This window comes from Rhizobium sp. Root1204 (assembly GCF_001424965.1).
Lineage (GTDB): Bacteria > Pseudomonadota > Alphaproteobacteria > Rhizobiales > Rhizobiaceae > Pararhizobium.
Genome location: NZ_LMCZ01000043.1, coordinates 38,296 through 58,823, shown reverse-complemented (window position 1 = coordinate 58,823; position 20,528 = coordinate 38,296). Strand labels below are relative to the sequence as shown.

Annotated in this window: 19 protein-coding genes and 1 riboswitch; of the genes, 13 read left to right on the top strand and 6 right to left on the bottom strand. The window is 60.2% G+C overall.

Annotation, left to right across the window (positions count from 1 at the left end; translation table 11 throughout):
- Positions 1–204 precede the first annotated feature (204 nt).
- A riboswitch (cobalamin riboswitch) is annotated at positions 205–475 on the top strand.
- Positions 476–521: 46 nt separating this feature from the next.
- On the top strand, positions 522–698 hold the full coding sequence (locus tag ASC96_RS32325) for a CbtB-domain containing protein (RefSeq protein WP_082512317.1): 177 nt from the start codon (positions 522–524) through the stop codon (positions 696–698).
- 189 nt (positions 699–887) lie between these two features.
- On the top strand, positions 888–1,661 hold the full coding sequence (locus tag ASC96_RS29690; RefSeq protein ID WP_060506659.1) for a CbtA family protein: 774 nt from the start codon (positions 888–890) through the stop codon (positions 1,659–1,661).
- Positions 1,662–1,704: 43 nt separating this feature from the next.
- Here ASC96_RS29690 and ASC96_RS29685 read toward each other — a convergent pair whose 3' ends face one another.
- Positions 1,705–2,562, bottom strand: a complete 858-nt coding sequence (locus ASC96_RS29685) for a (2Fe-2S)-binding protein (protein WP_060506658.1) — start codon at positions 2,560–2,562, stop codon at positions 1,705–1,707.
- A 36-nt stretch (positions 2,563–2,598) separates the two neighbouring features.
- A complete protein-coding gene (locus ASC96_RS29680) occupies positions 2,599–3,888 on the bottom strand; it encodes a glucoamylase family protein (RefSeq protein ID WP_060506657.1) in 1,290 nt (429 codons plus the stop codon).
- A 154-nt stretch (positions 3,889–4,042) separates the two neighbouring features.
- On the opposite strand from ASC96_RS29680, the gene ASC96_RS29675 reads away from it, so the two are divergent.
- Positions 4,043–4,840: a DUF1194 domain-containing protein gene (locus ASC96_RS29675; RefSeq protein WP_060506656.1), complete on the top strand. Its 798-nt coding sequence runs from the start codon at positions 4,043–4,045 to the stop codon at positions 4,838–4,840.
- Between the two features lie 175 nt (positions 4,841–5,015).
- The gene (locus ASC96_RS29670; RefSeq protein WP_060506655.1) at positions 5,016–6,218 is read left to right on the top strand and encodes an aromatic ring-hydroxylating dioxygenase subunit alpha; all 1,203 of its coding nucleotides are present in this window, start codon (positions 5,016–5,018) and stop codon (positions 6,216–6,218) included.
- A gap of 81 nt (positions 6,219–6,299) precedes the next feature.
- On the opposite strand, the gene ASC96_RS29665 is transcribed toward ASC96_RS29670, so the two are convergent.
- Complete coding sequence (locus tag ASC96_RS29665) at positions 6,300–7,712, bottom strand: aminotransferase (RefSeq protein ID WP_060506654.1); 1,413 nt, start codon at positions 7,710–7,712, stop codon at positions 6,300–6,302.
- Between the two features lie 249 nt (positions 7,713–7,961).
- On the opposite strand from ASC96_RS29665, the gene ASC96_RS29660 reads away from it, so the two are divergent.
- Genes ASC96_RS29660 through ASC96_RS29650 form a run of 3 tightly spaced genes read left to right on the top strand, consistent with a single transcriptional unit; the run spans position 7,962 to position 10,784 of the window.
- Entirely contained in the window at positions 7,962–8,882 is a 921-nt protein-coding gene (locus ASC96_RS29660) for an ABC transporter permease (RefSeq protein WP_082512316.1), read from the top strand.
- Positions 8,879–9,703 carry an ABC transporter permease gene (locus tag ASC96_RS29655; protein WP_060506653.1) on the top strand — a complete coding sequence of 275 codons (825 nt, stop codon included), beginning with the start codon at positions 8,879–8,881 and terminating at the stop codon, positions 9,701–9,703. The genes ASC96_RS29660 and ASC96_RS29655 overlap by 4 nt, the downstream gene beginning before the upstream one ends.
- 7 nt (positions 9,704–9,710) lie before the next feature.
- The gene (locus tag ASC96_RS29650; RefSeq protein WP_060506791.1) at positions 9,711–10,784 is read left to right on the top strand and encodes an ABC transporter ATP-binding protein; all 1,074 of its coding nucleotides are present in this window, start codon (positions 9,711–9,713) and stop codon (positions 10,782–10,784) included.
- Here the strand turns inward: ASC96_RS29650 and ASC96_RS29645 are convergent.
- Genes ASC96_RS29645 through ASC96_RS29635 form a run of 3 tightly spaced genes read right to left on the bottom strand, consistent with a single transcriptional unit; the run spans position 10,781 to position 13,813 of the window.
- Positions 10,781–12,049 (bottom strand): FAD-dependent oxidoreductase, encoded by a 1,269-nt coding sequence (locus ASC96_RS29645; protein WP_060506652.1) that lies wholly within the window; start codon positions 12,047–12,049, stop codon positions 10,781–10,783. The two genes, ASC96_RS29650 and ASC96_RS29645, sit on opposite strands and share 4 nt — an antisense overlap.
- Positions 12,046–13,107, bottom strand: a complete 1,062-nt coding sequence (locus ASC96_RS29640; protein WP_156397735.1) for an ABC transporter substrate-binding protein — start codon at positions 13,105–13,107, stop codon at positions 12,046–12,048. Before ASC96_RS29640 ends, ASC96_RS29645 begins: the two co-directional genes overlap by 4 nt.
- Positions 13,108–13,153: 46 nt before the next feature.
- Entirely contained in the window at positions 13,154–13,813 is a 660-nt protein-coding gene (locus ASC96_RS29635; protein WP_060506790.1) for a TetR family transcriptional regulator C-terminal domain-containing protein, read from the bottom strand.
- 264 nt (positions 13,814–14,077) lie between these two features.
- Here ASC96_RS29635 and ASC96_RS29630 point away from each other — a divergent pair, with 264 nt between their 5' ends.
- From ASC96_RS29630 to ASC96_RS29605, 6 genes are all read left to right on the top strand, one after another.
- Positions 14,078–15,697, top strand: coding sequence for an NAD(P)/FAD-dependent oxidoreductase (locus ASC96_RS29630; protein ID WP_060506650.1), 1,620 nt, complete (start codon positions 14,078–14,080; stop codon positions 15,695–15,697).
- Positions 15,684–17,297 carry an NAD(P)/FAD-dependent oxidoreductase gene (locus ASC96_RS29625; RefSeq protein ID WP_082512315.1) on the top strand — a complete coding sequence of 538 codons (1,614 nt, stop codon included), beginning with the start codon at positions 15,684–15,686 and terminating at the stop codon, positions 17,295–17,297. Before ASC96_RS29630 ends, ASC96_RS29625 begins: the two co-directional genes overlap by 14 nt.
- The gene (locus tag ASC96_RS29620; protein WP_244482386.1) at positions 17,297–18,514 is read left to right on the top strand and encodes an aminomethyltransferase family protein; all 1,218 of its coding nucleotides are present in this window, start codon (positions 17,297–17,299) and stop codon (positions 18,512–18,514) included. The genes ASC96_RS29625 and ASC96_RS29620 overlap by 1 nt, the downstream gene beginning before the upstream one ends.
- 10 nt (positions 18,515–18,524) lie before the next feature.
- Complete coding sequence (locus tag ASC96_RS29615; protein WP_060506789.1) at positions 18,525–18,761, top strand: hypothetical protein; 237 nt, start codon at positions 18,525–18,527, stop codon at positions 18,759–18,761.
- A gap of 119 nt (positions 18,762–18,880) precedes the next feature.
- Entirely contained in the window at positions 18,881–19,117 is a 237-nt protein-coding gene (locus ASC96_RS29610; protein WP_060506648.1) for a DUF982 domain-containing protein, read from the top strand.
- A gap of 277 nt (positions 19,118–19,394) precedes the next feature.
- Positions 19,395–20,528, top strand: a complete 1,134-nt coding sequence (locus tag ASC96_RS29605) for an aminomethyltransferase family protein (protein WP_060506647.1) — start codon at positions 19,395–19,397, stop codon at positions 20,526–20,528.

Sequence of the window (20,528 nt, the reverse complement as noted above, 5' to 3'; positions counted from 1 at the left end):
TAAAGAACTATTGTTCCATGAGCAAAAAGAGTACTTTTTAAACAAACAACCATTAAGTGCTTCTTCAAAGAAACCCAGTTGCAACTTAGGCGCATCTCGTACTGTATTACATATCAAATTTAGACACTGCGCGGAAAAATCAAGAGCCGCAATGCGCCATTGTTGGTCGCAGCGCCGAATTGACATGACCGGGGTGACGGCATAATCATCAGCAGATCAATTGGTTCCCTGGGAGCGAGGCGCTTTCGGGGAGTAAATGGGAACGTGACGGGTGGACCCATTCTGGGCATCTTTATCACGGCCGACCCCGCGACTGTAGAGCGGTCAGAGGTTGTCATTCCGGTACGTTCAGCCGGTAAAAGCCACTGCGGCGATGGGCGTTTTGCCTCTGCCGCGGGAAGGTGAGACAAGCTCCTTGGCACGAAAGTGCCTGACGCCGCGAGCCAGGAAACCTGCCGGTTGATGAAGGGCATGGTGCCCAATTGGTGGGATATTTCCCACGCGCCATCACGGAGGTTGTCATGGCTACGACTACAGTTTCAAGCGTCCCGCTTTCTCTCAATGACCGTATCACCACGGCTATTCTCGCCCTGTTGATCGGCGGCTTCCTGGTTTTCGGTGCCGGCCTTGCCAATTCCGCCGTGCTGCACGACACCGCGCATGACGTCCGCCACTCCTACGGTTTCCCCTGCCATTGATATAGGCAGTGGGAAGCTCAGCCTTTCCACACTCTATCGATAGGGGATCGCGGGTTTCATTTTGGAAATCACGCGGCCGTGGATTGCGCCCATGCTCCGGCATCGGGCGGGCTTTGCCGTGGGAATTCAAACACAGCAAGCGTTGAGCACTAAAGATCGATCTGCTCCGCTTGATTTTGGGGGTATCAAATGATTGTCAAAACGCTTCTGGCCGCATTGGTGGCTGGATTGATCGCGGGCGTCTTCATGACGGCGGCGCAGGAGTTGCGGGTGGTCCCGCTCATCCTTCATGCCGAGGAATATGAAGTCAAGGAACCTGCCGCCGAACCACCGGCCGCAACCGAAGGCCAGCAGCAGCACTCTTCTCTCGACCGCTCCTCGTTGATCGGCGAAATGCTGTCGGCACTCTCACCCATCACACCCGCCTACGCCCATGAAGGCGAGCACGAAGACGAAGGCGGCATCATGTTCGGCATGAGCCGGTTCTCCGGCACATTGCTTGCCAATCTGGTGGCCGGCGCCGGATTTGGCCTGCTGCTTGCGGGCGCCAGCCTCGCCTTCAATTACCCCATCACGCTGCGCAACGGCGCTCTCTGGGGCGCCTGCGGCTGGCTGGCTATCCATCTCTTGCCCGCCATCGGCCTGCCGCCGGAATTGCCGGGCTTCCCTGCCGCTGATCTCCACGACCGGCAGACCTGGTGGATCGCAGCGATCGTTCTCTCCGTCGCCGGCCTCTATCTTGTCGTGTTGCGCGGTGAGATCCTGGCCAAGATCATCGGCCTTGTCCTGATCGCCGCTCCGCACGTCTATGGAGCGCCACAGCCGACGGACATCTCGAGCCCGGTACCCGCAGTTCTCGGCGCGGAATTCGCGGTCGCCGCCTTGGCAACGACACTGGCGTTCTGGATCGTGCTCGGCGTGATTTCGGGATACCTGAACGACCGGTTTCTGAAATCGGCTTAAGCCCTATCGTTGCGGCGCTAGCATTGCTTGCGCCGCAAGTACATCAAAGGCCGCCTGTGCGCTCGACAAGGGCCTGCAGGCGGCTTTTTTGTGTCTCGTCATCGAGAAGCACGCAGACATCGCAAAAATCCCCACCCTCTGTTCGATAGTAGAGACAGCAGCCGCTTCGCAGCCGGAAGATTCGCTCGACGGGGATGCCATCGCAAACAGCGCCGACCTTGGCGTAGTGCGCCGTCTCGGAAAATACCGGTGAACCGGCCCTCTTGATGATGGCAAGCGCTGCGGCCATTGCGCGATCCGCTTCGCCCAAGGCGGCACCGATCTCCAGAAAAGCCCCCGCAATGCCGTCACCCACCAGCCGCCACTGCGCGACGGGGGATAGGCCAGTGCGGCCTTGCAGCAAGCCGATCACCGGATTGAAGCTCTCGACGAAGCCACCATGAAATGCTGCCACCCAATCATCCCCGCGTGCAAAGCTCCGGAAACGAAAATGAAGGCGGCTGATACCGGAGGGATAAGTGTCCGAAGGCGTCCCCCTGCCATGCTGAACGACAGGTTCGAACCGGAACGCAAGGCGATCCGGATGCAGATTGGGCACCAGCCCCGTCTGTAAATAGACAGCTGCTGCCGCGATGCCGAGATGGTGGCTGTAGAAGGAAATTAGATGGGCGCCTCTGACGCGGTCGTCCATGCCGGCAGCAAAACAATTCTGGTAGTCCAGCAGGCGCTCGACCATATCGCCACCGAGATGCCATGCCTCATTGACCGGCAGAAAATCGCCGCCCTCCCGCCCCAGGGACACAGCTACCTGCGGAAAATGCTCCGCCTGCCAGGCTATGGCGGCTTTTGCGTGCCGCACATCATCCGGTCGAAAGCTGCTTGAAACCCGGTTCTCGCTCAATGGGGCCGCCTGTTATCACCTGGCAGCCGGTTTAGCTTAAAGCCAGCCGCCGGAAAAGCCTGCCCGCCGGAGGCCACGCCGGATAACCGGCGTTTCGCGCAGCATGTTCCAGTAAAGACCACTGCGATGGTTCTCGATCATCATCACCAGCAACCCCTGATCAAGGCCAACGCTACGGTCGTTGAGCCAACCTTCCGCCGTCTTGCCCGGAACGCTCGGGTTGAAACTGCCGATAAAACGCCCTGTGTCGATAACGTCGGGATAGCTCGACAGGATATGCCGTGTCGCCGACATCGCGGCCTGTGGCTCGAACGGCAGACATGCGAGCGGCGCCCAGGGCGCGATCGTGCCATCGTCCGGCCCGAGCGGCGCTCCGCGCGCGGCATAACCGGCAAACTGCTGGCGCCGACCATCCTGCAGCCGGCGGGGGCGTAAGGGGCCATCGCAGGATGTCAGCCCCCATGCGTCGGCACCGTAGCCGGTAAAACCGCCCGGATTGGTGCTCGCATAGTCCCGCTGGACGGCGATCGCCCGGCGGGTATTTTCAAAATAATCCGTGCCGTGCGCTGCCACAGCCTCATCCTGGATGCCACGGAAATCGATCCATGCATGTGAAAACAGGTGGATGAACAGAGGTCCGGCGTAGAGGAACGGCTTGTTCTTCACCGTCATCCAATCGAATTTGCTGGCAAAAGCATCATAGCTTTCCTTGCCGATCGGATAGGATGGCGAAGCCAGAGCAAGCGCATAGAGGATGATCGCCTCGCTGTAGGATTCCCAGCGATAGGGCAGAAAGCCTGTCCGGGGCTTCCATCCGAGCCACAAAGCCCCCTCTCCGTCCAGCGCCCAGGCCCAGTTTGCCCGGGCGTAGAGCATATCGACCTGCGACCGGATCTCTGTCTCGACCTCATTGTCCTGATTAAAATAAGCCGCCGCCGTGATCATGCCGGCGATCAGAAGCGCGCTGTCGATCAGCGAAAGCTCGCTGCGCCATGTCCGCAGACCGGTCTTCATATCGAGAAAGTGGTAGTAGAGCCCCTTGTAGCCGGTGGCGTCCTTGTTGCGGCTTTGCGGGCTTTCGGCAAAGAACCTCAATGTCACCAGTGTTCTTGCCGCAGCGTCCTGACGGCTCATCCAGCCTCTCTCGACGCCGGTAGGATAGGCAGAAAGGCCAAAACCGGTCGCAGCGATGCTCGACGGAGCGCCGGGCAGCGAGGTATCTGCAATCAAGCCGTTTTCGGGATTGACGAACTCTAGAAAGTATCCGAACGCCGCTTGCTGCAACCGGTCGAGAATGACCGTGTCGGTTTCGTTTTTCAGAAGCATTGCAGGCTTACTCCAGTCGATCGAAATTCACTAAAATGGCAGTCAGTACAAATCACCGATTGTTGAAGACGCCCGCATCCGGAACGGTCGCCTCACCTACGATCTGTGTTACATTTTAGTTTCATACGATCCTTAGCAGCGATTGGATGACTGGATGTTCACAACACTTGCGATGTTTCTCACGATTTCGAGCGCGCCGATTGCCACACCGGTCGCTGATGCAGTCCCGGTCGATGTCGCGCTGGTGCTCGCCGTCGATATGTCGGGATCGATGGACATTGAAGAGGCACAGGTGCAGCGCTTGGGATATGTCGAAGCCCTGCGTCATCCAGACTTCATCAATGCGGTCACGGCCGGCCTCAACGGCCGCATCGCCATCAGCTATTTCGAATGGGCCGGCAGCGTCAACGAGACCTCCGTCATCAACTGGCAATTGATCGATGATGCGCAGGACGCCGCAATTCTGGCCGAACATCTTGCCGCCCGCCCGGTCTTCACCCGCCGGGGCACTTCCATTTCCAATGCTATCGCCTTCGCATCGAAACTGATTGCGGCGAGCCCCTACGATGCGATGCGCCGGGTGGTCGATATCTCCGGTGACGGCCCGAACAATCTCGGCCCTCCGGTCGATCCGATGCGCAACGCAGCCGTTGCCAGCGGCATTATCATAAACGGCCTGGCCATCCTCATCCGCCCCTCGGGCGGCACTGTTTCGCTTGACCGTTACTATGCCGATTGCGTTATCGGCGGTCCCGGCTCGTTCGTTCTGCCGGTCCACCAGCCCGAAGACTTTGCCGTCGCCATCCGGCAGAAACTGGTCATGGAGGTCAGCGGATCGAAGACGGCGGCGCGGATTATCCCCGTGCAAATCGCACCGCTGACCGATTGCATGATGGGCGAGAAGCTGCGTCCCGGCTTTCTCGACCGGGTCTATCCGGAACTGGATAAATAGTTTCTCGCACGCGATTGCCTTGAGCACATACCGGGCATTGGCAATGTCTCGTTACGCGTCTGCGAGAGCCAGCCTCTCTGCGAAGTTTCGCTGACTCATTCATAATCCAAACTATTCCTATTTATAGAAAAATGTGGTTATATTGAATGAACGTTCAGCAAGAAATGGGGAATTCATGAACGAAATGACCCGCAATATCAGCATTCCCAATGACTGGGACCGGAGCGGCCTGCCCGGTTGGTGCTATCACAGCGACGCGCTTCTGGAGCTTGAAAAACAGCATGTCTTCCGCGAGCACTGGCAAATCGCCTGCCATGTCTCCGATATTCCGGAGCCAGGCAACTACATCACCATGGATGTCGTCGGCGAGCGTGCGCTGATCCTGCGCGATCAGGAAGGGACCGTGCGCGGCTTCCAAAATATCTGCCGCCATCGTGGCTCGCGCGTCGTCGCCGACAACAAGGGAACTTGCCGCAACGCGCTTGTCTGTCCGTTTCACGGCTGGGTCTACAATCTCGACGGCACGCTGAGGGGCGCTGCCCGCCCCCGCTCCTTCCCGCCGCTCGACAAGCAGGAATTTGGACTGATCGGGCTCGATCTCGAAATCTGGATGGGCTTCGTCTTCATCCGCTTTGCCCCCGGACCTCAAGCTTCCGTCGCGGAACTCATGCAGCCGTTTGCGGGCGAACTCGGCGAATACAAGACGCAGGACATGGTCCCCGCCGCCGATATCTGGACCCAGACCTCGCCGGTCAACTGGAAATCAGTCCGCGACGTCGACAACGAAGGCTACCACGTGGCGATGGCGCATCCAGCACTTCAGGATCTCTATGGCTCGACCTATTACGACGAACCCTTCGTCAACGGGCTTTGCCGCTCGTTTGCCACCTACAATCCGCATGCCGGACGGCGCTGGAGCGTACGCAACTATATCAAGATCGCCCCGGAGGCCACCCATCTGCCGGAGCGCCTGCGCAAGGCCTGGATCTACTACGGCATCTTCGCCAATGCGGTAATTGCGGTGACGCCGGAAGCGGTGCAGTTCTATCAGGAGTTTCCACTCTCGACCGGTGAAACGATCCTGCGGGGCAGCATCTACCGCCATCGCGACGAAAACCGGCAGCAGCGTGCCGCCCGCTATCTCGCCCACCGCATCGATCGCGACACGCAGGCCGAGGATGTGCAACTGACCATCTGGTCGAACGAATCGATGACCTCGAAGGCCTTCACCGGCTTTTACCTCTCCGATCTCGAATATGGCGTGCGCACCCATCACGACCACCTGCGCAGCATATTGCCGGTGATGAATCTCCCCGCCGCCCCGGACGAGCGGGAAATGGCCGGAATGAACAACCGGCTGCGGTCTGCCACCTCCTGACCAGCCAAAAGAAAGGGCCGGGAAAACCGGCCCTTTAATATTGAGCATGACGGGGAATGGATGCCCTGCTCAAAAGAATGCTCAGCCGCGCCAGAGCCCTTCGCGCACCAGCTCATCCATCGTCCGGCGGATACTTGCGCGCAGGATCGCCGTCATCTCATCGATCTGCGACACGGAAATGGTCAGCGGCGGCGACATCACGCACATGTGGATCAGCGGCCGCACCAGCAAGCCCAGTTCCTGGCAATGCCTGTCAATGCGCTTGCCGACCTCGAGATCCAGCGTCAGCGGATTGTTATGCACCCGGTCGGCAACGCACTCGACGCACGCCATCAACCCGACACCACGCACCTCGCCGACAAGCGGCAGATCCTCGAGCGTCTTCAAGCTCGCCTGGAAGTGTCCGGAAACAGCGCGCGCATGATCCAGCAACCCACCTTCCAGGATGTCGAGATTTTTCAGCGCCACGGCGCAGCCGATTGGATGGCTGGAATAGGTCAGCCCATGCGCAAACATCGCATCCGGATGGTTTGACCGGCGCAACTCCTCGAACAAACGCGACGAGATCATCACGCCGCCGAGCGGGAAGTAACCGGACGTCACGCCCTTGGCAAAGGTGATCATATCGGGCTCGATGCCGAAAACATCGCCGGACGCGAAAACCTGCCCAAGCCGCCCGAAGGCCGTCACCACCTCATCGGCGATGAACAGGATATCGTTTTCGGTGCAGAGCTGCCGCATCCGGCGCAGATAACTTTCCGGCGGCACGATGACGCCACCGGACGCCATCACTGGCTCGGCGATGAACGCCCCGATGTGCTCCGCCCCCCTTGCCTCGATGACTGTACGGAATTCTTCGACAAGAACGTCACAGAATTCCGCCTCGCTCACTCCATCCGGCCGGCGGAACGGATTGGGGCAGGTTAACTTGACGACCTGCTCGCCGGCGCTGTCCATCCAGTCGTGATCACGCGGCCGGCCGTTCAGTGAGGCCGAAAGATAGGTCGAGCCGTGATAGCCGCCCTGGCGCGACACGATCAGCTTCTTGTCCGGGCGCCCTTTCACATTGTTGGCAAACTGCATGAAGCGGAGCGCCGTCTCGACCGCCGACGAACCGCCCGTCGTATAGAACACGTGGCTGAGATCGCCGGGGGCATGCGCGGCAAGCCGCGCCGACAACGTCACCGACGGTTCGTTCATCGTGTACCAGGGCGAATTGTAGGACAGGTCCATCGCCTGCCGGTAGAGCACATCGGCAAGCTCCTTGCGCCGATGCCCGGCATTGACGCACCACATGCCCGCCGGGCCATCGATCAGCTTTCGCCCTTCGCTGTCGACGACATAGATACCATCGCCGCTGACGATGCCGCCACGCGCCTCGGCGCCGATCTCACCGGCCGTCGGCCAGGGTTGCACGAGATGATCCCTGGCCAGCGCAACCATGCTTTCTGATGCTTCCAAAGAGCTGATCACGTCTTCGCGCTTCGCCGCCATTCGCCATCTCCACATAAATATTTAAAAGAGATTTTCAAAACAAGTAACTGATATAAAATATCAATTACATTTATTTTGAATGTCCGTTCAATCAATATTGGCAGAAAAAACACTTGCGTTCAATCCTGTTTTGCGCTCATTCTGTCAGCGGGAACAAAGAACAGGCGGAAAACCGCCAGGGACGGACAGCATGATACGATCCCTCACTTTTCACTGTTGTACCGGCATCGCGCCGGAAAGGCGGCGCTGATGGTGGCGTTGCCGGGCTCCATTGAAACGGAGAACAGACGATCCGTTGCCGGCCGCCGCCGATGGACATCCAGCGACGAGGCAAAGGGCCTGACGCTGATCTCACCAACCCTGCTCTATGCGCTGGCGCTGCTCTTCCTGCCGGTTCTCATCGTCATCGCCTACAGTTTCTGGTCGCAAGATTATCTCACCATCGACCGCAGCTTCACTCTTGAAAATTACCGCATCGCGCTGACGGAGCCGATCTACCGCGACCTGCTCTGGCGCTCCCTCACCATCTCGCTTGCCGTCAGCGTCATCACGGTTGTCTTCTCCTACCCGGTCGCCTGGTTCATTTCCTTCCATGGCGGTGTTCACAAGAACCTCTGGCTCTTCCTGATCACCGTGCCCTGTTGGACCAGCTATCTGCTGCGCGTCATGTCGTGGAAGGTCATTCTTGGCTATCAGGGCGTGCTCAACACCGGGCTGATGTCAACCGGACTCATCGACAAGCCGGTTGCCTCCCTGCTCTACAATTCCAACGCCGTGATCATCACGCTTGTCCACAGCTGGGCGGCGTTTGCCATCCTCCCGATCTATGTGTCGCTGGAGAAGATCGACCGTTCGCTGATCGAAGCGGCGCATGATCTCGGCGACAACAAGCTCTGGAGCTTCTTGCGCGTCACGCTTCCGCTGTCGCTGCCCGGCGTCATTTCAGCCTTTCTGATCGTGATGATCCCGACAGTCGGCGATTACGTCACGCCAAAACTGGTGGGCGGCAAGGATGGCGTGATGATCGCAACCGCCATCCAGGCGCAGTTCGGCAAGGGCGCCAACTGGCCGCTCGGCGCCGCCCTGTCCGTCACCACCATGGTCATTGTCTCGGCGATGGCCGGCTGCATGGTGCTGGCATTGAAACTCTTCGTGAGGCGGATCAAATGAGCGGTCGTCACGGCATTCGAAAATCCCGCTGGCTCCCGGCTTACGTGACGGTTTACCTCGGCTTTCTCTATCTGCCGATCCTGCTTCTGCCGATCTTCTCGTTCAATGATGCGGCGTCCACCACTTTCCCGCTCGCCGGTTTCACCACCAAATGGTACGCCTCGCTCTGGGGCAATACGGCCATGCTTGTGGCGGCGCGCAACAGCCTGATCGTCGGCATCTGCGTTTCCGTCCTCTCGACCGGCCTTGCCATCTGCGCCGCCCGCGCCGTCACCCGCTACAAATTCCGCGGACAACACGCGGCAACAGGCCTGTTGATGGCGCCGCTGTTCCTGCCGGAAATCATCGTCGCGGTATCCCTGCTGATGATCGTGCTGCAACTCGGCATCGAATTATCGCTGGCGACCGTCATTCTCGGCCAGACCGTTTTCTGTCTGCCCTATGCGCTGTCGGTGCTGATCTCCGGCTTCGATGGCTTCGACCGCTCGCTGGAAGAAGCCTCGCTCGATCTCGGCGAAACCGCCATCGGCACCTTCCGCCGGGTGACGCTGCCGGTGGTGGCGCCGGCGATCATTTCCAGCCTGCTGGTCTCTTTCACCATCTCGCTGGACGAGTTCATCCTCGCCTTCTTCCTGTCCGGCACCGAGCCGACACTGCCGGTCTATATCTGGGGGCAGCTGCGTTTCGCCGCCAAGCTGCCGGGCGTTCTGGCGCTTGGAAGCCTGATGATCGCACTATCAATCATCCTCATCACCATCGCTGAAATCCTGCGCCGCCGCGCGGAAAACCGCCTCAAAGCTGGAGCCTCCGTCCATGGCTGATACACCCATGATAGAGATCGATGCCGTCAGCCGCTACTACGGCATCTACCGGGCGCTCGATGATGTCAGCCTCGATATTGCCGCTGGCGAATTTTTCTCGCTGCTCGGCCCTTCGGGCTGCGGCAAGACCACGCTCTTACGCTCGATCGCCGGTTTCGATACACCGACATCCGGCGATATCCGCATCGACGGCCAATCGGCCATCGGCCTGCCACCCAACAAGCGGCCGACCAATATGGTCTTCCAGAATTACGCGATCTTTCCGCATTTGAATGTCGAGGAAAATGTCGGCTACGGTTTGAAGCGTCTGAAGCTGGACGCCGACGACGAGCGCCGACGCATCGGCAATGCACTGGAACAGGTGCGGCTTGCCCATCTTGGCAAGCGCAAGGCCCACGAGCTTTCAGGCGGCCAGCGCCAGCGTGTCGCCCTTGCCAGAGCACTGGTGATGCGGCCAAAAGTGCTTTTGCTCGATGAGCCGCTGTCTGCGCTCGACAAGAAGCTGCGCGAGGAAATGCAGGTCGAACTGCGTACCCTGCAAAAGGCCGTCGGCATTACCTTCGTCCTGGTCACGCACGATCAATATGAAGCCCTTGCGATGTCGGACCGGATCGCTGTTATGTTCGGCGGCCGGATCGCGCAGGTGGCGACGCCGAAGGAGATCTACCAGCATCCCCTCACCCGGCAGGTCGCCGACTTCCTGGGCGGTATGAATTTCATGCAGGCGAAAATCACCAGTGAAAGCGCCGTCAATCTCTCCGTCGAAACCACCCGCTTCGGCAATGTCACCATCGCCAAGCCCAAGGGTTTTACCGCCAGCAACGGCCAGGCAACCATCGGCATCCGGCCGGAACGCCTGCGGGTTCTCTGGGACGACGCCAAGGCGGATTGCGAGGTCACCGGCCATGTGGTCGACCGGCATTATTTCGGCGAGATCACCCACCTGATCGTCGAGGTACCCGGGCTGGAAAAACCGTTGTCGGTTTCGGAGACCAACAATTTCGGCGCCGACGACATTCCAGTCGGCGCGCCCATCCGGCTCGCCTACGATCCGGATGCGTTGGTGGCAATGGCCAGTTAGAGCGCGGCGATGACCCGCGCCGCCGCTTCGCGCCCGGCGACAATCGCGCCCTCAATATAGGCGGGAAATGACGATGCGAGTTCCGACGAGGCAAAATGCACCGGCGGCAGACCGGCGCGGAGAATATCCTCGGCATCATAAGCTTGGAGATCGCTGATCACATCGCTGTAACCGCCGCCGCTCCACGGGTCGTCCACCCAGTCACGGATCAACAGGCCCGCTACATCAGCCGCCTCCGCCCCCAGCGCCTCCACCAGCCGCCGGCGGATTTCAGCCTCGATGAACGCCCGCCCTTTCGCACTCCATGCGGCGGCAAGCGGACCGCCTGCGAAGATCACCAGAGCCGTTGCCTGCACGCTGCTGACATCGCAGGCAAAAAGCCCGAGCGTATCGCGCCACATGATCATGCCGCTCAAACCGCGCTCCCGCCAGAACGGCCGCTTATAGCGCACCAGCGCCTTGATCACCGTGCCGCTCTGCCAAACACCCAAAGCCCCGGCCAACGGTTGCGGCAGATCGGGTTCATGTGCGATACGCGATGCCATCACCGGCGGCACCGCAATGATCACCTGCCGCGCCGTCAGCACGTCGCCCTTACCGGTTGTCACCGAAACCGCCCCATCTCTGCGCGCCACGCCAACCACAGGCGTTTCCAGCCGCAGACGCTGGCCGAGTGTAACGGCCAAAGCCTCGGCTGCCGCATGGATCGTACCCTCAGCGAAATACTGCAGCTCGTTGCCATTGCTGATCGTGCGCCGGTCATTGTCGATCAGGTACCACAGCGGGATCTCCCCAATCGCCCGGCACCAGAGTCCTTCGACCATCGCCTGATAGCTGGCCTTCGCACCCGGAGGATCATTCTGGCGGGCAAGCCACTCACCCGCCGTCAACCCGGCAATACCCGGATCACGTGGGTCGATCCGGTTGGCCCGGGCGCGGATACGGCCGGATTCAGCAAAGGACGAACCGGTCTCGGCGAAAGCCTGTGGCTGGACCAGGAAATTGCCCTCCAGCGGCGTTTCCACCAGGGGTAAACTGAACCGCCGCGTCAGCGCCATCACGTTCGGCATTTCATCACAGATGAACTGACCGCCGGTATCGATCGCCACACCATCGGCAAAAGCCATCGCCTCGACCCTGCCGCCGACACGATCGCGGGCCTCGAGAACGATCACGTCGAGCCCGGCCGAAACCAGCGCATCCGCCGCCGAAAGGCCGGAAAAACCGGCCCCGGCGACGATCACATCTGCATCATAGCCGCTCAATAGCCCGCCTTGATCTTCTCGAATTCGGCAATCATCTTCTGATGAAGCTCGGTCGGCATCGGCGACTGGAACAGCGTCTTGTCGACGAATTTATCGACATCGGCATAGCCCTTCGCCGTCAGCACTTGTGGGTCCATCGCCGCCATGCCCTTGGCATTGGCATGGCCGTAACCCCAGTCATTCACCAGATAGGCGCTGACAGCGGGATCGCTGATCGCGTTGAGGAAATCATATTCCTTGGCCTCGTCGCCCTCAGCCCCCTTCAGCCGCACATAGCCGCAGACCCAGGTCGACATTCCCTCGTCCGTATCCCGCTTCATCTCCACGGGTATGCCATCCTTCTGCAGCACGGTCGCCGTGTCGTTCCAGGCCCAGGCCAGATCCACCTCGCCGCTCGCCATCGCCTGATTGACCTCGGTATAATCGGTCCAGTAGAGCCGGACATTCTTGTGAACCTCGCGCAGGAAGGCGGAGGCCTCGGCGAACTGCGCATCCGTCATCTTCGTCCAGTCCTTCAGCCCGATGACGAGGCTCGCCAGTGCATAGGCATCATCAACACTGTCGCCAATCGACACCCGGTCCTTGAATTTCGGGTCGGCGAATGCCTTCAGCGACTGGATCTCCTCCGGCTTCACGGTATCGGTGCGATAGGTCAGGACCGAGTTGCCCCACTCGAATGGCAGAAACCAGGCCTTGCCATCGTCCGAGGTCATCAGCCCTTTCATGTCCTTGATGCGGGGCAGGATATCGTTCCAGCCGGTCAGCTTCGAGGTATCGAGCGGCTCCAGCAGACCTGCCTCGCGCCACTTGTTGACGCTCTGCGAACAGGGATGGGCCAGATCCGCCTTGAAACCGGACCGAAGCTTCTGGAATGCCTCCTCCTCGTCGCCGAAGAAGCTGAAATCCGGCTCCGTACCGTGCTTGGCGGTGTAGGCCGGATGGAAGGCCGGATCTTCATAACCGGACCAGTCGAAAACGGTTATATTGTCGGCGGCGCGTGCAGCCGTGCCGGAAAGTAGCGAAGCCAACACCGCGGCCCTGCCCAAATGTCTGACCATTCCCATTATCCGCATGCCGTTCTCCTTCGCCGTTTTCAGCTGTTCCCTATTTCGGACCCTCATGGGTCATATGGCCCGGAAACACCGAGACAAGATATTCGATCGCGGCGGCATGGGCCTTTTCGCGCGTCAGCCCGTCGCCCATCATCAGCCGGAACCACAGGCCCTCCATCATGGCACTCAGAGCCAGCGCGATGGTCTCGGCGTCATAGGTGTAGGAAGCTTCAGCCTTCAGTTTCGCGCAGAGCGCGATGAACAGTTCCTGATACTTGGTGTCGCGAGCGCCGCAGAGCGCCTGATAGGTCGGGCGCGATTTCGCCTCGCCCCAGAAGGCGCACCAGGCGGCAAGCTTACGCTTGGTGCAGATCTTGCGGTCGAAATCGGCCGCCACCAGCGCCCAGAGCTGCGATGATGCCCCCTCACCGGCCTTGTCGAGCGCCGCACCCCAATGTGCCGCATATTCGTCGGCCATGAACTGCAGCGTGGCGATCAGCAGCTTTTCCTTGCTTTCGAAATGAAAATTGACGATGCCGCGCGACAGGCCCGCGCCATCGGCAACATCGGCAAGTGTCGTCTCGGAATAGCCGCGCTTTGCAAGCGAATCGATGGTCGCCTCGACCAGCTGCTGGCGCCGTGTTTCCTTGGATGCCTTGCGGCCCCGCTTGTCGCCCTCTCCAGCTTGCACCGCCGCAGACACTACCTTCATTCTGACTGTTACCTTTTCGCCCTTCAGACTGAGAGCAACGGTCATGACATGCTCCCACCCGGTTTTTCATCGGACCGATGAGCGGGACAATGCCGCCCCATGTCAAGAACCTTCTGCATACCCACTTCCCGCTACCCGACCTCTGGCACGAAATCCTATCGCATTATCAGAGGATTGCAACATACTTGCTGAATATTCATTCAATATATCTGGACAACATTCTGCTTTTCATGCCAGATTTTTCATTGCGAAGGAGACGGCATTATGAAGAAATGCGACGTGGTGATGATCGGAGGCGGCCATAACGGCCTGGTTGCAGCCTGCTATCTGCAGCGCGCCGGCCTCGATGTGCTGGTGCTTGAAAAGAACGATTGGGTCGGCGGCGCCGCCACCAGCCGCGAACTGACGCCGGGTTTCCTCTATTCGAACTGTTCCTACGTCTGCTCGCTGTTCCGCCCGGAGATCATGCGCGATCTCGAATTGCCGAAACATGGCCTGCAGGTCATCGCCTATGAGGGCGGCGCCGTCTTCACCCGCGATGGCGATTACATCGCCTCCTATCGCGATCATGACAGCCATCGCCGCGAATTCGCCCGATATTCCAAGCGCGATGCGGAGGCCTATGACCGCTACGCCCGCGACGTCACCCGCCAGTGCCGCTTCATCCAGCCACTGTTGATGCGCACAGCCCCCGATCCGTTTTCCTTCAAGCCGCGGGACATTTCCGAACTGCTTTATCTCGGCAAGAAATTCGGCGAGTTTTCGGCCCATGACATGGCACAGACCTTGCGGTTCTGGACGATGTCGATCTCCGATTTTCTCGACGAGTATTTCGAAACCGATGTGATCAAGGCCTATCTCGCCCTGTCCGGCATCATCGGCACCGCGCTTGGGGCGATGTCGCCCGGCACGGCCTATGTGCTGCTGCATCATTACATGGGCGAAGTCGATGGCTCCGTCGGCGCCTGGGGCTATGCCCGCGGCGGCATGGGTGCGGTGACGCAAGCGCTCGCCTCCTCCTTCCAGGCATCCGGCGGCACGATCCGCACCGGCGCCGATGTGGCAAGGGTCATGACCCGCAGCGGCCGCGCCACCGGCGTCGTGCTTGCCGATGGCGAGGAAGTGCGCGGCAACCTCGTGGTCTCCAATGCCGACGTCAAGCGCACCTTCTTGAAGCTGGTCGAAGAAGACGCCCTGCCCGAAACCTTCGTCCACCGCGTCAAGCATTTCAAGATGCGCGGCTCGTCGGGCAAGCTCAACATCGCGCTCGACAGCCTGCCGGAATTTCCGGCCCTGCCGAAGAATTCGTCCTGCATCCGCGGCGACCTGCATTTCACCGATTCGATGGAGCGGATGGAACGCGCCTACGACGACTGGAAAGCCGGACGCTATTCCGCCGATCCCTTCGTCGACATGGTGATCCCCACAACACTTGATCCGACCATGGCGCCGCCTGGCAAACATTTCATGAGCTGTTTCGTGCAATATTGTCCGCCGCAGATCGAAGGCCGCGACTGGACGGACGCCGATCGCGATGCCTTTGCCGATACGGTCGTCAGCCAGATCGCCGATTATTCCCCGGGCTTCCGCGACCGCATCCTGCACATGGAAGTGCGCACACCCCACGAAATCGAGACGGAAGTCGGCCTGACGGAAGGCAATATCTTCCAGGGCGAACTCACCTTCGACCAGCTGCTGTTCAATCGCCCCGTGCCTGGCTACGCGCAATACCGCTCGCCAGTGCCCGGGCTCTATCTCTGCGGCTCCTCCACCCATCCCGGTGGCGGCGTCATGGGTGCACCCGGCCGCAATGCCGCCGCTGAAATCCTGCGTGACCTGAAACTGAAACCCGCTGAAATGAGCCCGGCCCATGACGTCATCTGATCCAGCCCGGACATCCGCCTCCACCAGCCCGGCATCCTTCGAGGCCCCAAACTTCGACGCTATCGTCATCGGTGGCGGCCATAACGGCCTGACGGCCGCAACCCTGCTCGCCCAGAACGGCCGCAAGGTCATTGTGCTCGAGGCTGCCGAAAGCACTGGCGGCGCGATGCGCGGCTTCGAATTCCACCCGGGCTACTGCTCCGCCGGCCTGGCCCACATCGTCAACCGGCTCGACCCGGATGTCGCCAAGCTGCTCAAGCTCGACAGCAAGGGCCGGAGAGCAGAAACATTGCCGACCGTGGCGCTCTCGCCAGACGGCAAACACGCCGTGCTGCGCGGCGGTTATGGCGAAACCATCGACGGCATCAGCCAGGTCGAAATGAAAGCCTTTGCGGCGATGCGCAAGAAGCTGGTGTTTCAGGCCGGAATTCTCAAGCGTTTCCTCAAGCGCCGTCCGCCGGAAATCGGCAAGGTGGGAATGAGCGATCTCAGCACCTTTGCCGGCGCGGGCTTCAGCCTCATCACCAAGGGGCGCGAGGAAGGCCGCGACTTCCTGCGCATGCTGTTGATGAACGTCGCCGATGTTGCCGACGAATATCTGAGCGACGACCGGTTGAAAGGCCTGGTTGCCTTCGATGCCACCCTTGGCATTCACCTCGGGCCGCGCTCACCGACCTCGCTGCTTGGCCTCTATTATCGCCTGACCGGCGAAACCGATGGGGCAACGGGCGCACAACACGTGCCGCAAGGCGGTATGGCCACGCTTGCCCCCGCCTTCGAAAACGCGGCGGCAGCGGCAGGCGTCACCATCCGCACCGGTGTCCATGTCACACGCATTGTCGCCGACCGAGGCGCGGCAACCGGCGTCATTCTCTCCACCGGCGAACAACTGAATGCTTCCGCCATCGTCTCGGCCATCCACCCGCAGGCGACATTCCTCAGCCTCTGCGACACCGCCGAACTCGGCACCGGCTTCGTGCGCTCGATCAGCAACGTCCGCTCCAAAGGCAATGTCGCCAAGCTCGATCTGGCGCTGGAACGGCCACCGACTTTTACCGGTGTCTCAAGCGCCGATCATCGCGGCCGCCTCGTTATCGCCCGCTCCATCGCCCATGTCGAAGACGCCTTCAATCCGGCCAAATATGGCGAATTCTCAACCGATCCGGTGTTGGAGATCACGCTGCCAAGTCTCGCCAACCCCGATCTCGCACCCTCCGGTGGGGCGACGCTGTCGGCTTTGGCCGAGTTCGCACCTTATGATCTCAAGGGTGGCTGGGAGAGCGGCAAACCGGCTTTCGAAGCGATCATCCTCGAAACGCTGGAGCGCTATGCACCCGGCCTGTCGAAAAGCGTTGTCGCCAGCAATCTCATGACGCCAGCCGATATGGAAACACAGTACAATCTTCCCGGCGGCCACTGGCATCACGGCGAATTGCAGGCTGACCAGCTGCTGATAAACCGCCCCGTCAACGCGGCTGCCGGTTATGCGACTCCATTGTCCGGCCTCTATCTGGCCAGCGCCGGATCGCATCCGGGCGGCGGGATTTCCGGCCTGCCGGGACTTCTGGCCGCTCGCCACATCCTTTCGGAGAGACCATGATGCTGGAGATGAACACCCGCCGCGCCCTGCAAGGCCATATCGCCACGCCGCGCTTCGAAACACCGTTCCATCCGCGCATCGCCGCAATCAGCGAAACCAGCGACTGGTACACCTGGGCAGGCTATAAGGCGCCACATTCCGTTTTCGACGAGGAACTCGAATATTTCGCCATACGCTCGACGGCAGCGCTGTTCGATATTTCGCCAATGGTCAAATACCGCATCGCCGGACCGGATGCGGAACGTTACCTCAACCGCCTGACCGTCCGCAATGTCGCCAAGCTCAGCACCGGCCGCGTCCACTATACCGCCTGGTGCGACGACCACGGCCACGTTCTCGATGACGGCACGCTGTTCCGCTTGTCTGCCGATACGTTCCGTCTTTGCTGCCAGGAACGCCACCTGCCCTGGCTCCTCGACAGCGCCATCGGCTTCGATGTCGGGATCGAAGAAGAAACGATGCAGATCGCAGGGCTCGCCTTGCAGGGCCCGACATCCTTCGCCGTCCTGTCCAACGCGGGCTTCGACTGTATCGAACGGCTAAAACCTTTCCAGCTTGCCGATTTCCCGCATGAGGATGGCTCGGTCACCATTTCGCGCACCGGCTTTACCGGTGACCTCGGTTACGAACTTTTCGTCCCGGCCGAAGCGGCTCTCAGCCTCTGGGATCGTCTCTGGACGGCGGGTCAACTCCATGGCATCCGCGCCATCGGCTATGCGGCGCTCAATCGCGCCCGCATCGAAGCCGGCTTCATCGTTGCCAATGCCGATTTCATGACCGCCGAAACAGCGCTGCGGGCCGACCGCGCCCGCATGCCGGACGAGATCGGGCTGGAATGGCTGGTCGATACTGAGAAACCCAGCTTCAATGGCCGTAAAGCAATACTTGAAGCAAGGCGGAATCAAACTCTGAAGCATGTGCTCGTCGGCCTTGAAATTGAAGGCAATATTCCGGCTGACGGCGCCATCATCTATCACCGGAAAAAGCATGAAGCCGGCCTCGTCAGCGCTGCCATCTGGTCGCCGCTTGCCAAGCGCAATATCGCTATTGCCAGCCTGACGCGCCCCTATGGCACGCGCCTCACCGAAGACCTTTGGGTGGAGATCTACGCGTTGCGCGAGCTGCAATACCAGAAAATGATGAAACGCGCCCGCATCGTACCGCGTCCCTTCATCAAGCTTGACCGCCGCGCCGCCGCGCCGCCCGGCCTGTTCTGACGGCCACAAGATGGACGACGAGACACGCCGGAATTGGGAGCTGATCCGAACGCCGCCCGGCATCGAATGGTCCGGCCGCACCCGCTATGCCGCCGCAACGTTCCTGCATCACCAGGGAGAAATGAGCGCCGAGGTTCTGGAGGTCTACCGCATCTGTTCGAGGCTGGATGCGGAAGATCCGCTTGATGTCTTGCGGCGCTGGAATATCGGCTCGGACTGGATAGAGCAGTTCCTGAGCACACGGTAAGGATCGGCTGCATCGGAACATCATTTCGAAAGCAGATTCCAAAATAAATCGCCTCATGGAACCTTCTCGAATCCGGAGCGTTTGGGTGCTGCAATTTCTAAAAGCAGCATGAGGACGACGTGAGTTACAAACGCTTTCCAACCCCCGTCAGAGTGATCATCAAACAGAGCCAGGAAAATATCATCGCCACCGCCTGGGATGCCGTCGAGTTTCTTCGCCGTTGGCGGGGACGCCGTGGCCTTGCCTACCGGCGCGCCCTGCAGCACTGCCTTGATGCGCTTGATGGTATCCTCAGCCCGCAAAAAGCCTGGGCGTCGTTTACCGCCGCCATGAAGGAAGAAGGCGTGCTTGCCTGATTCTCACCTTATCCCTGCCCCCATGATGCCCGGACCGCTTGTCCGGGCATTTTCGTTTCTGCCCTCCGGCAGGATTGCGCCACTTGAAAAGTGCGGTTTTCCGGCGTTGAATGCCTACAGCCCTGCCTACTGAAGCGCGAATGCGGCATGATTTTCGCCGTTCGCGACACCGCACTTTCCGGCGATAAATCCACATCGCGGGCTTGCCGTTCCCAAAAACGCGAATATACTCAGGAATAATTATTTCCACAGAGTGAAATAAATAAGGGAACAAATCATGGCACTTAGCTGGCGTTTCTCCGCCTTGGGCGACCGACATCGTGCATTGGGATCCAACCTCGAGGACTGGAGCGGCATGGGAACCGCCTGGACCTATGACAAGGATATTTATGAAGAACACATCGCCGTGCGCACCAAGGCCGGCATCATGGATGTCTCCGGCCTGAAGAAGGTCCATCTCGTTGGCCCGCATGCGATTGCCATCCTGGAATACATCACCACCCGCGACATGACGAAGGTCTATCCCGGCAAGTCGGTCTATGCCTGCATGCTCAACGATCGTGGCCATTTCACCGATGACTGCATCGTCTACCGCACTGGCCCGAACTCCTGGATGCTGGTGCATGGCTCGGGCTCGGGCTTTGAGGAAATCGTCAAGCAGGCGCAGGGCCGCAATTGCGCCGTGCTGTTCGATGACGACCTGCACGACCTCTCCCTGCAAGGTCCGCTCGCTGTCGACTATCTCGAAAAATACGTGCCCGGCATTCGCGATCTCAAATACTTCCACCATATGCAGACGACGCTGTTTGGCGCGCCGGTGATGATCTCGCGCACCGGTTATACCGGTGAGCGGGGCTATGAAATCTTCGTGCGCGGCCAGGATGCCGGCATGGTCTGGGACCGGATCGTCGATGAAGGCAAGGCGATGGGCATCATCCCCGTCTGCTTCAGCGTTCTCGACATGCTGCGCGTCGAAAGCTACCTGCTGTTCTACCCCTACGACAACTCGCAGATGTATCCTTTCGCCAACGAACAGCCGGGCGACAGCCTGTGGGAACTCGGCCTCGACTTCACTGTCAGCCCCGGCAAGACCGGCTTCCGCGGCGCCGAGGAACATGCCCGCCTGAAGGGCAAGGAGCGCTTCAAGATCTTCGGCCTGCTGGTCGAAGCCGATGGCCCGACCGATCTCGGCGACGAGGTCTGGGCCGGCGACAAGAAGGTCGGCGTCATCACCTGCCCGTCCTATTCCAAGCTCACCAACCGCTCGATGGCGATCATGCGCGTCGATGTTCCCTATGCCGTCCAGGGTACGAAGCTCGAGGTGAAGGGAAAGACCGTCAACGCCCCGGCCATCGCGCATACGATCACCTTCGACGATCCGAAAAAGACGAAACGGACGGCGCAGGGCTGA

Bases quoted from the DNA above. Each gene is read 5' to 3' on its own strand.
- ASC96_RS32325 (WP_082512317.1), top strand. From the start codon at position 522: ATGGCTACGACTACAGTTTCAAGCGTCCCGCTTTCTCTCAATGACCGT.
- ASC96_RS29690 (WP_060506659.1), top strand. From the start codon at position 888: ATGATTGTCAAAACGCTTCTGGCCGCATTGGTGGCTGGATTGATCGCG.
- ASC96_RS29680 (WP_060506657.1), bottom strand. From the start codon at position 3,888: ATGCTTCTGAAAAACGAAACCGACACGGTCATTCTCGACCGGTTGCAG.
- ASC96_RS29675 (WP_060506656.1), top strand. From the start codon at position 4,043: ATGTTCACAACACTTGCGATGTTTCTCACGATTTCGAGCGCGCCGATT.
- ASC96_RS29670 (WP_060506655.1), top strand. From the start codon at position 5,016: ATGAACGAAATGACCCGCAATATCAGCATTCCCAATGACTGGGACCGG.
- ASC96_RS29665 (WP_060506654.1), bottom strand. From the start codon at position 7,712: ATGGCGGCGAAGCGCGAAGACGTGATCAGCTCTTTGGAAGCATCAGAA.
- ASC96_RS29660 (WP_082512316.1), top strand. From the start codon at position 7,962: ATGGTGGCGTTGCCGGGCTCCATTGAAACGGAGAACAGACGATCCGTT.
- ASC96_RS29655 (WP_060506653.1), top strand. From the start codon at position 8,879: ATGAGCGGTCGTCACGGCATTCGAAAATCCCGCTGGCTCCCGGCTTAC.
- ASC96_RS29650 (WP_060506791.1), top strand. From the start codon at position 9,711: ATGATAGAGATCGATGCCGTCAGCCGCTACTACGGCATCTACCGGGCG.
- ASC96_RS29640 (WP_156397735.1), bottom strand. From the start codon at position 13,107: ATGGTCAGACATTTGGGCAGGGCCGCGGTGTTGGCTTCGCTACTTTCC.
- ASC96_RS29635 (WP_060506790.1), bottom strand. From the start codon at position 13,813: ATGAAGGTAGTGTCTGCGGCGGTGCAAGCTGGAGAGGGCGACAAGCGG.
- ASC96_RS29630 (WP_060506650.1), top strand. From the start codon at position 14,078: ATGAAGAAATGCGACGTGGTGATGATCGGAGGCGGCCATAACGGCCTG.
- ASC96_RS29625 (WP_082512315.1), top strand. From the start codon at position 15,684: ATGACGTCATCTGATCCAGCCCGGACATCCGCCTCCACCAGCCCGGCA.
- ASC96_RS29620 (WP_244482386.1), top strand. From the start codon at position 17,297: ATGCTGGAGATGAACACCCGCCGCGCCCTGCAAGGCCATATCGCCACG.
- ASC96_RS29615 (WP_060506789.1), top strand. From the start codon at position 18,525: ATGGACGACGAGACACGCCGGAATTGGGAGCTGATCCGAACGCCGCCC.
- ASC96_RS29605 (WP_060506647.1), top strand. From the start codon at position 19,395: ATGGCACTTAGCTGGCGTTTCTCCGCCTTGGGCGACCGACATCGTGCA.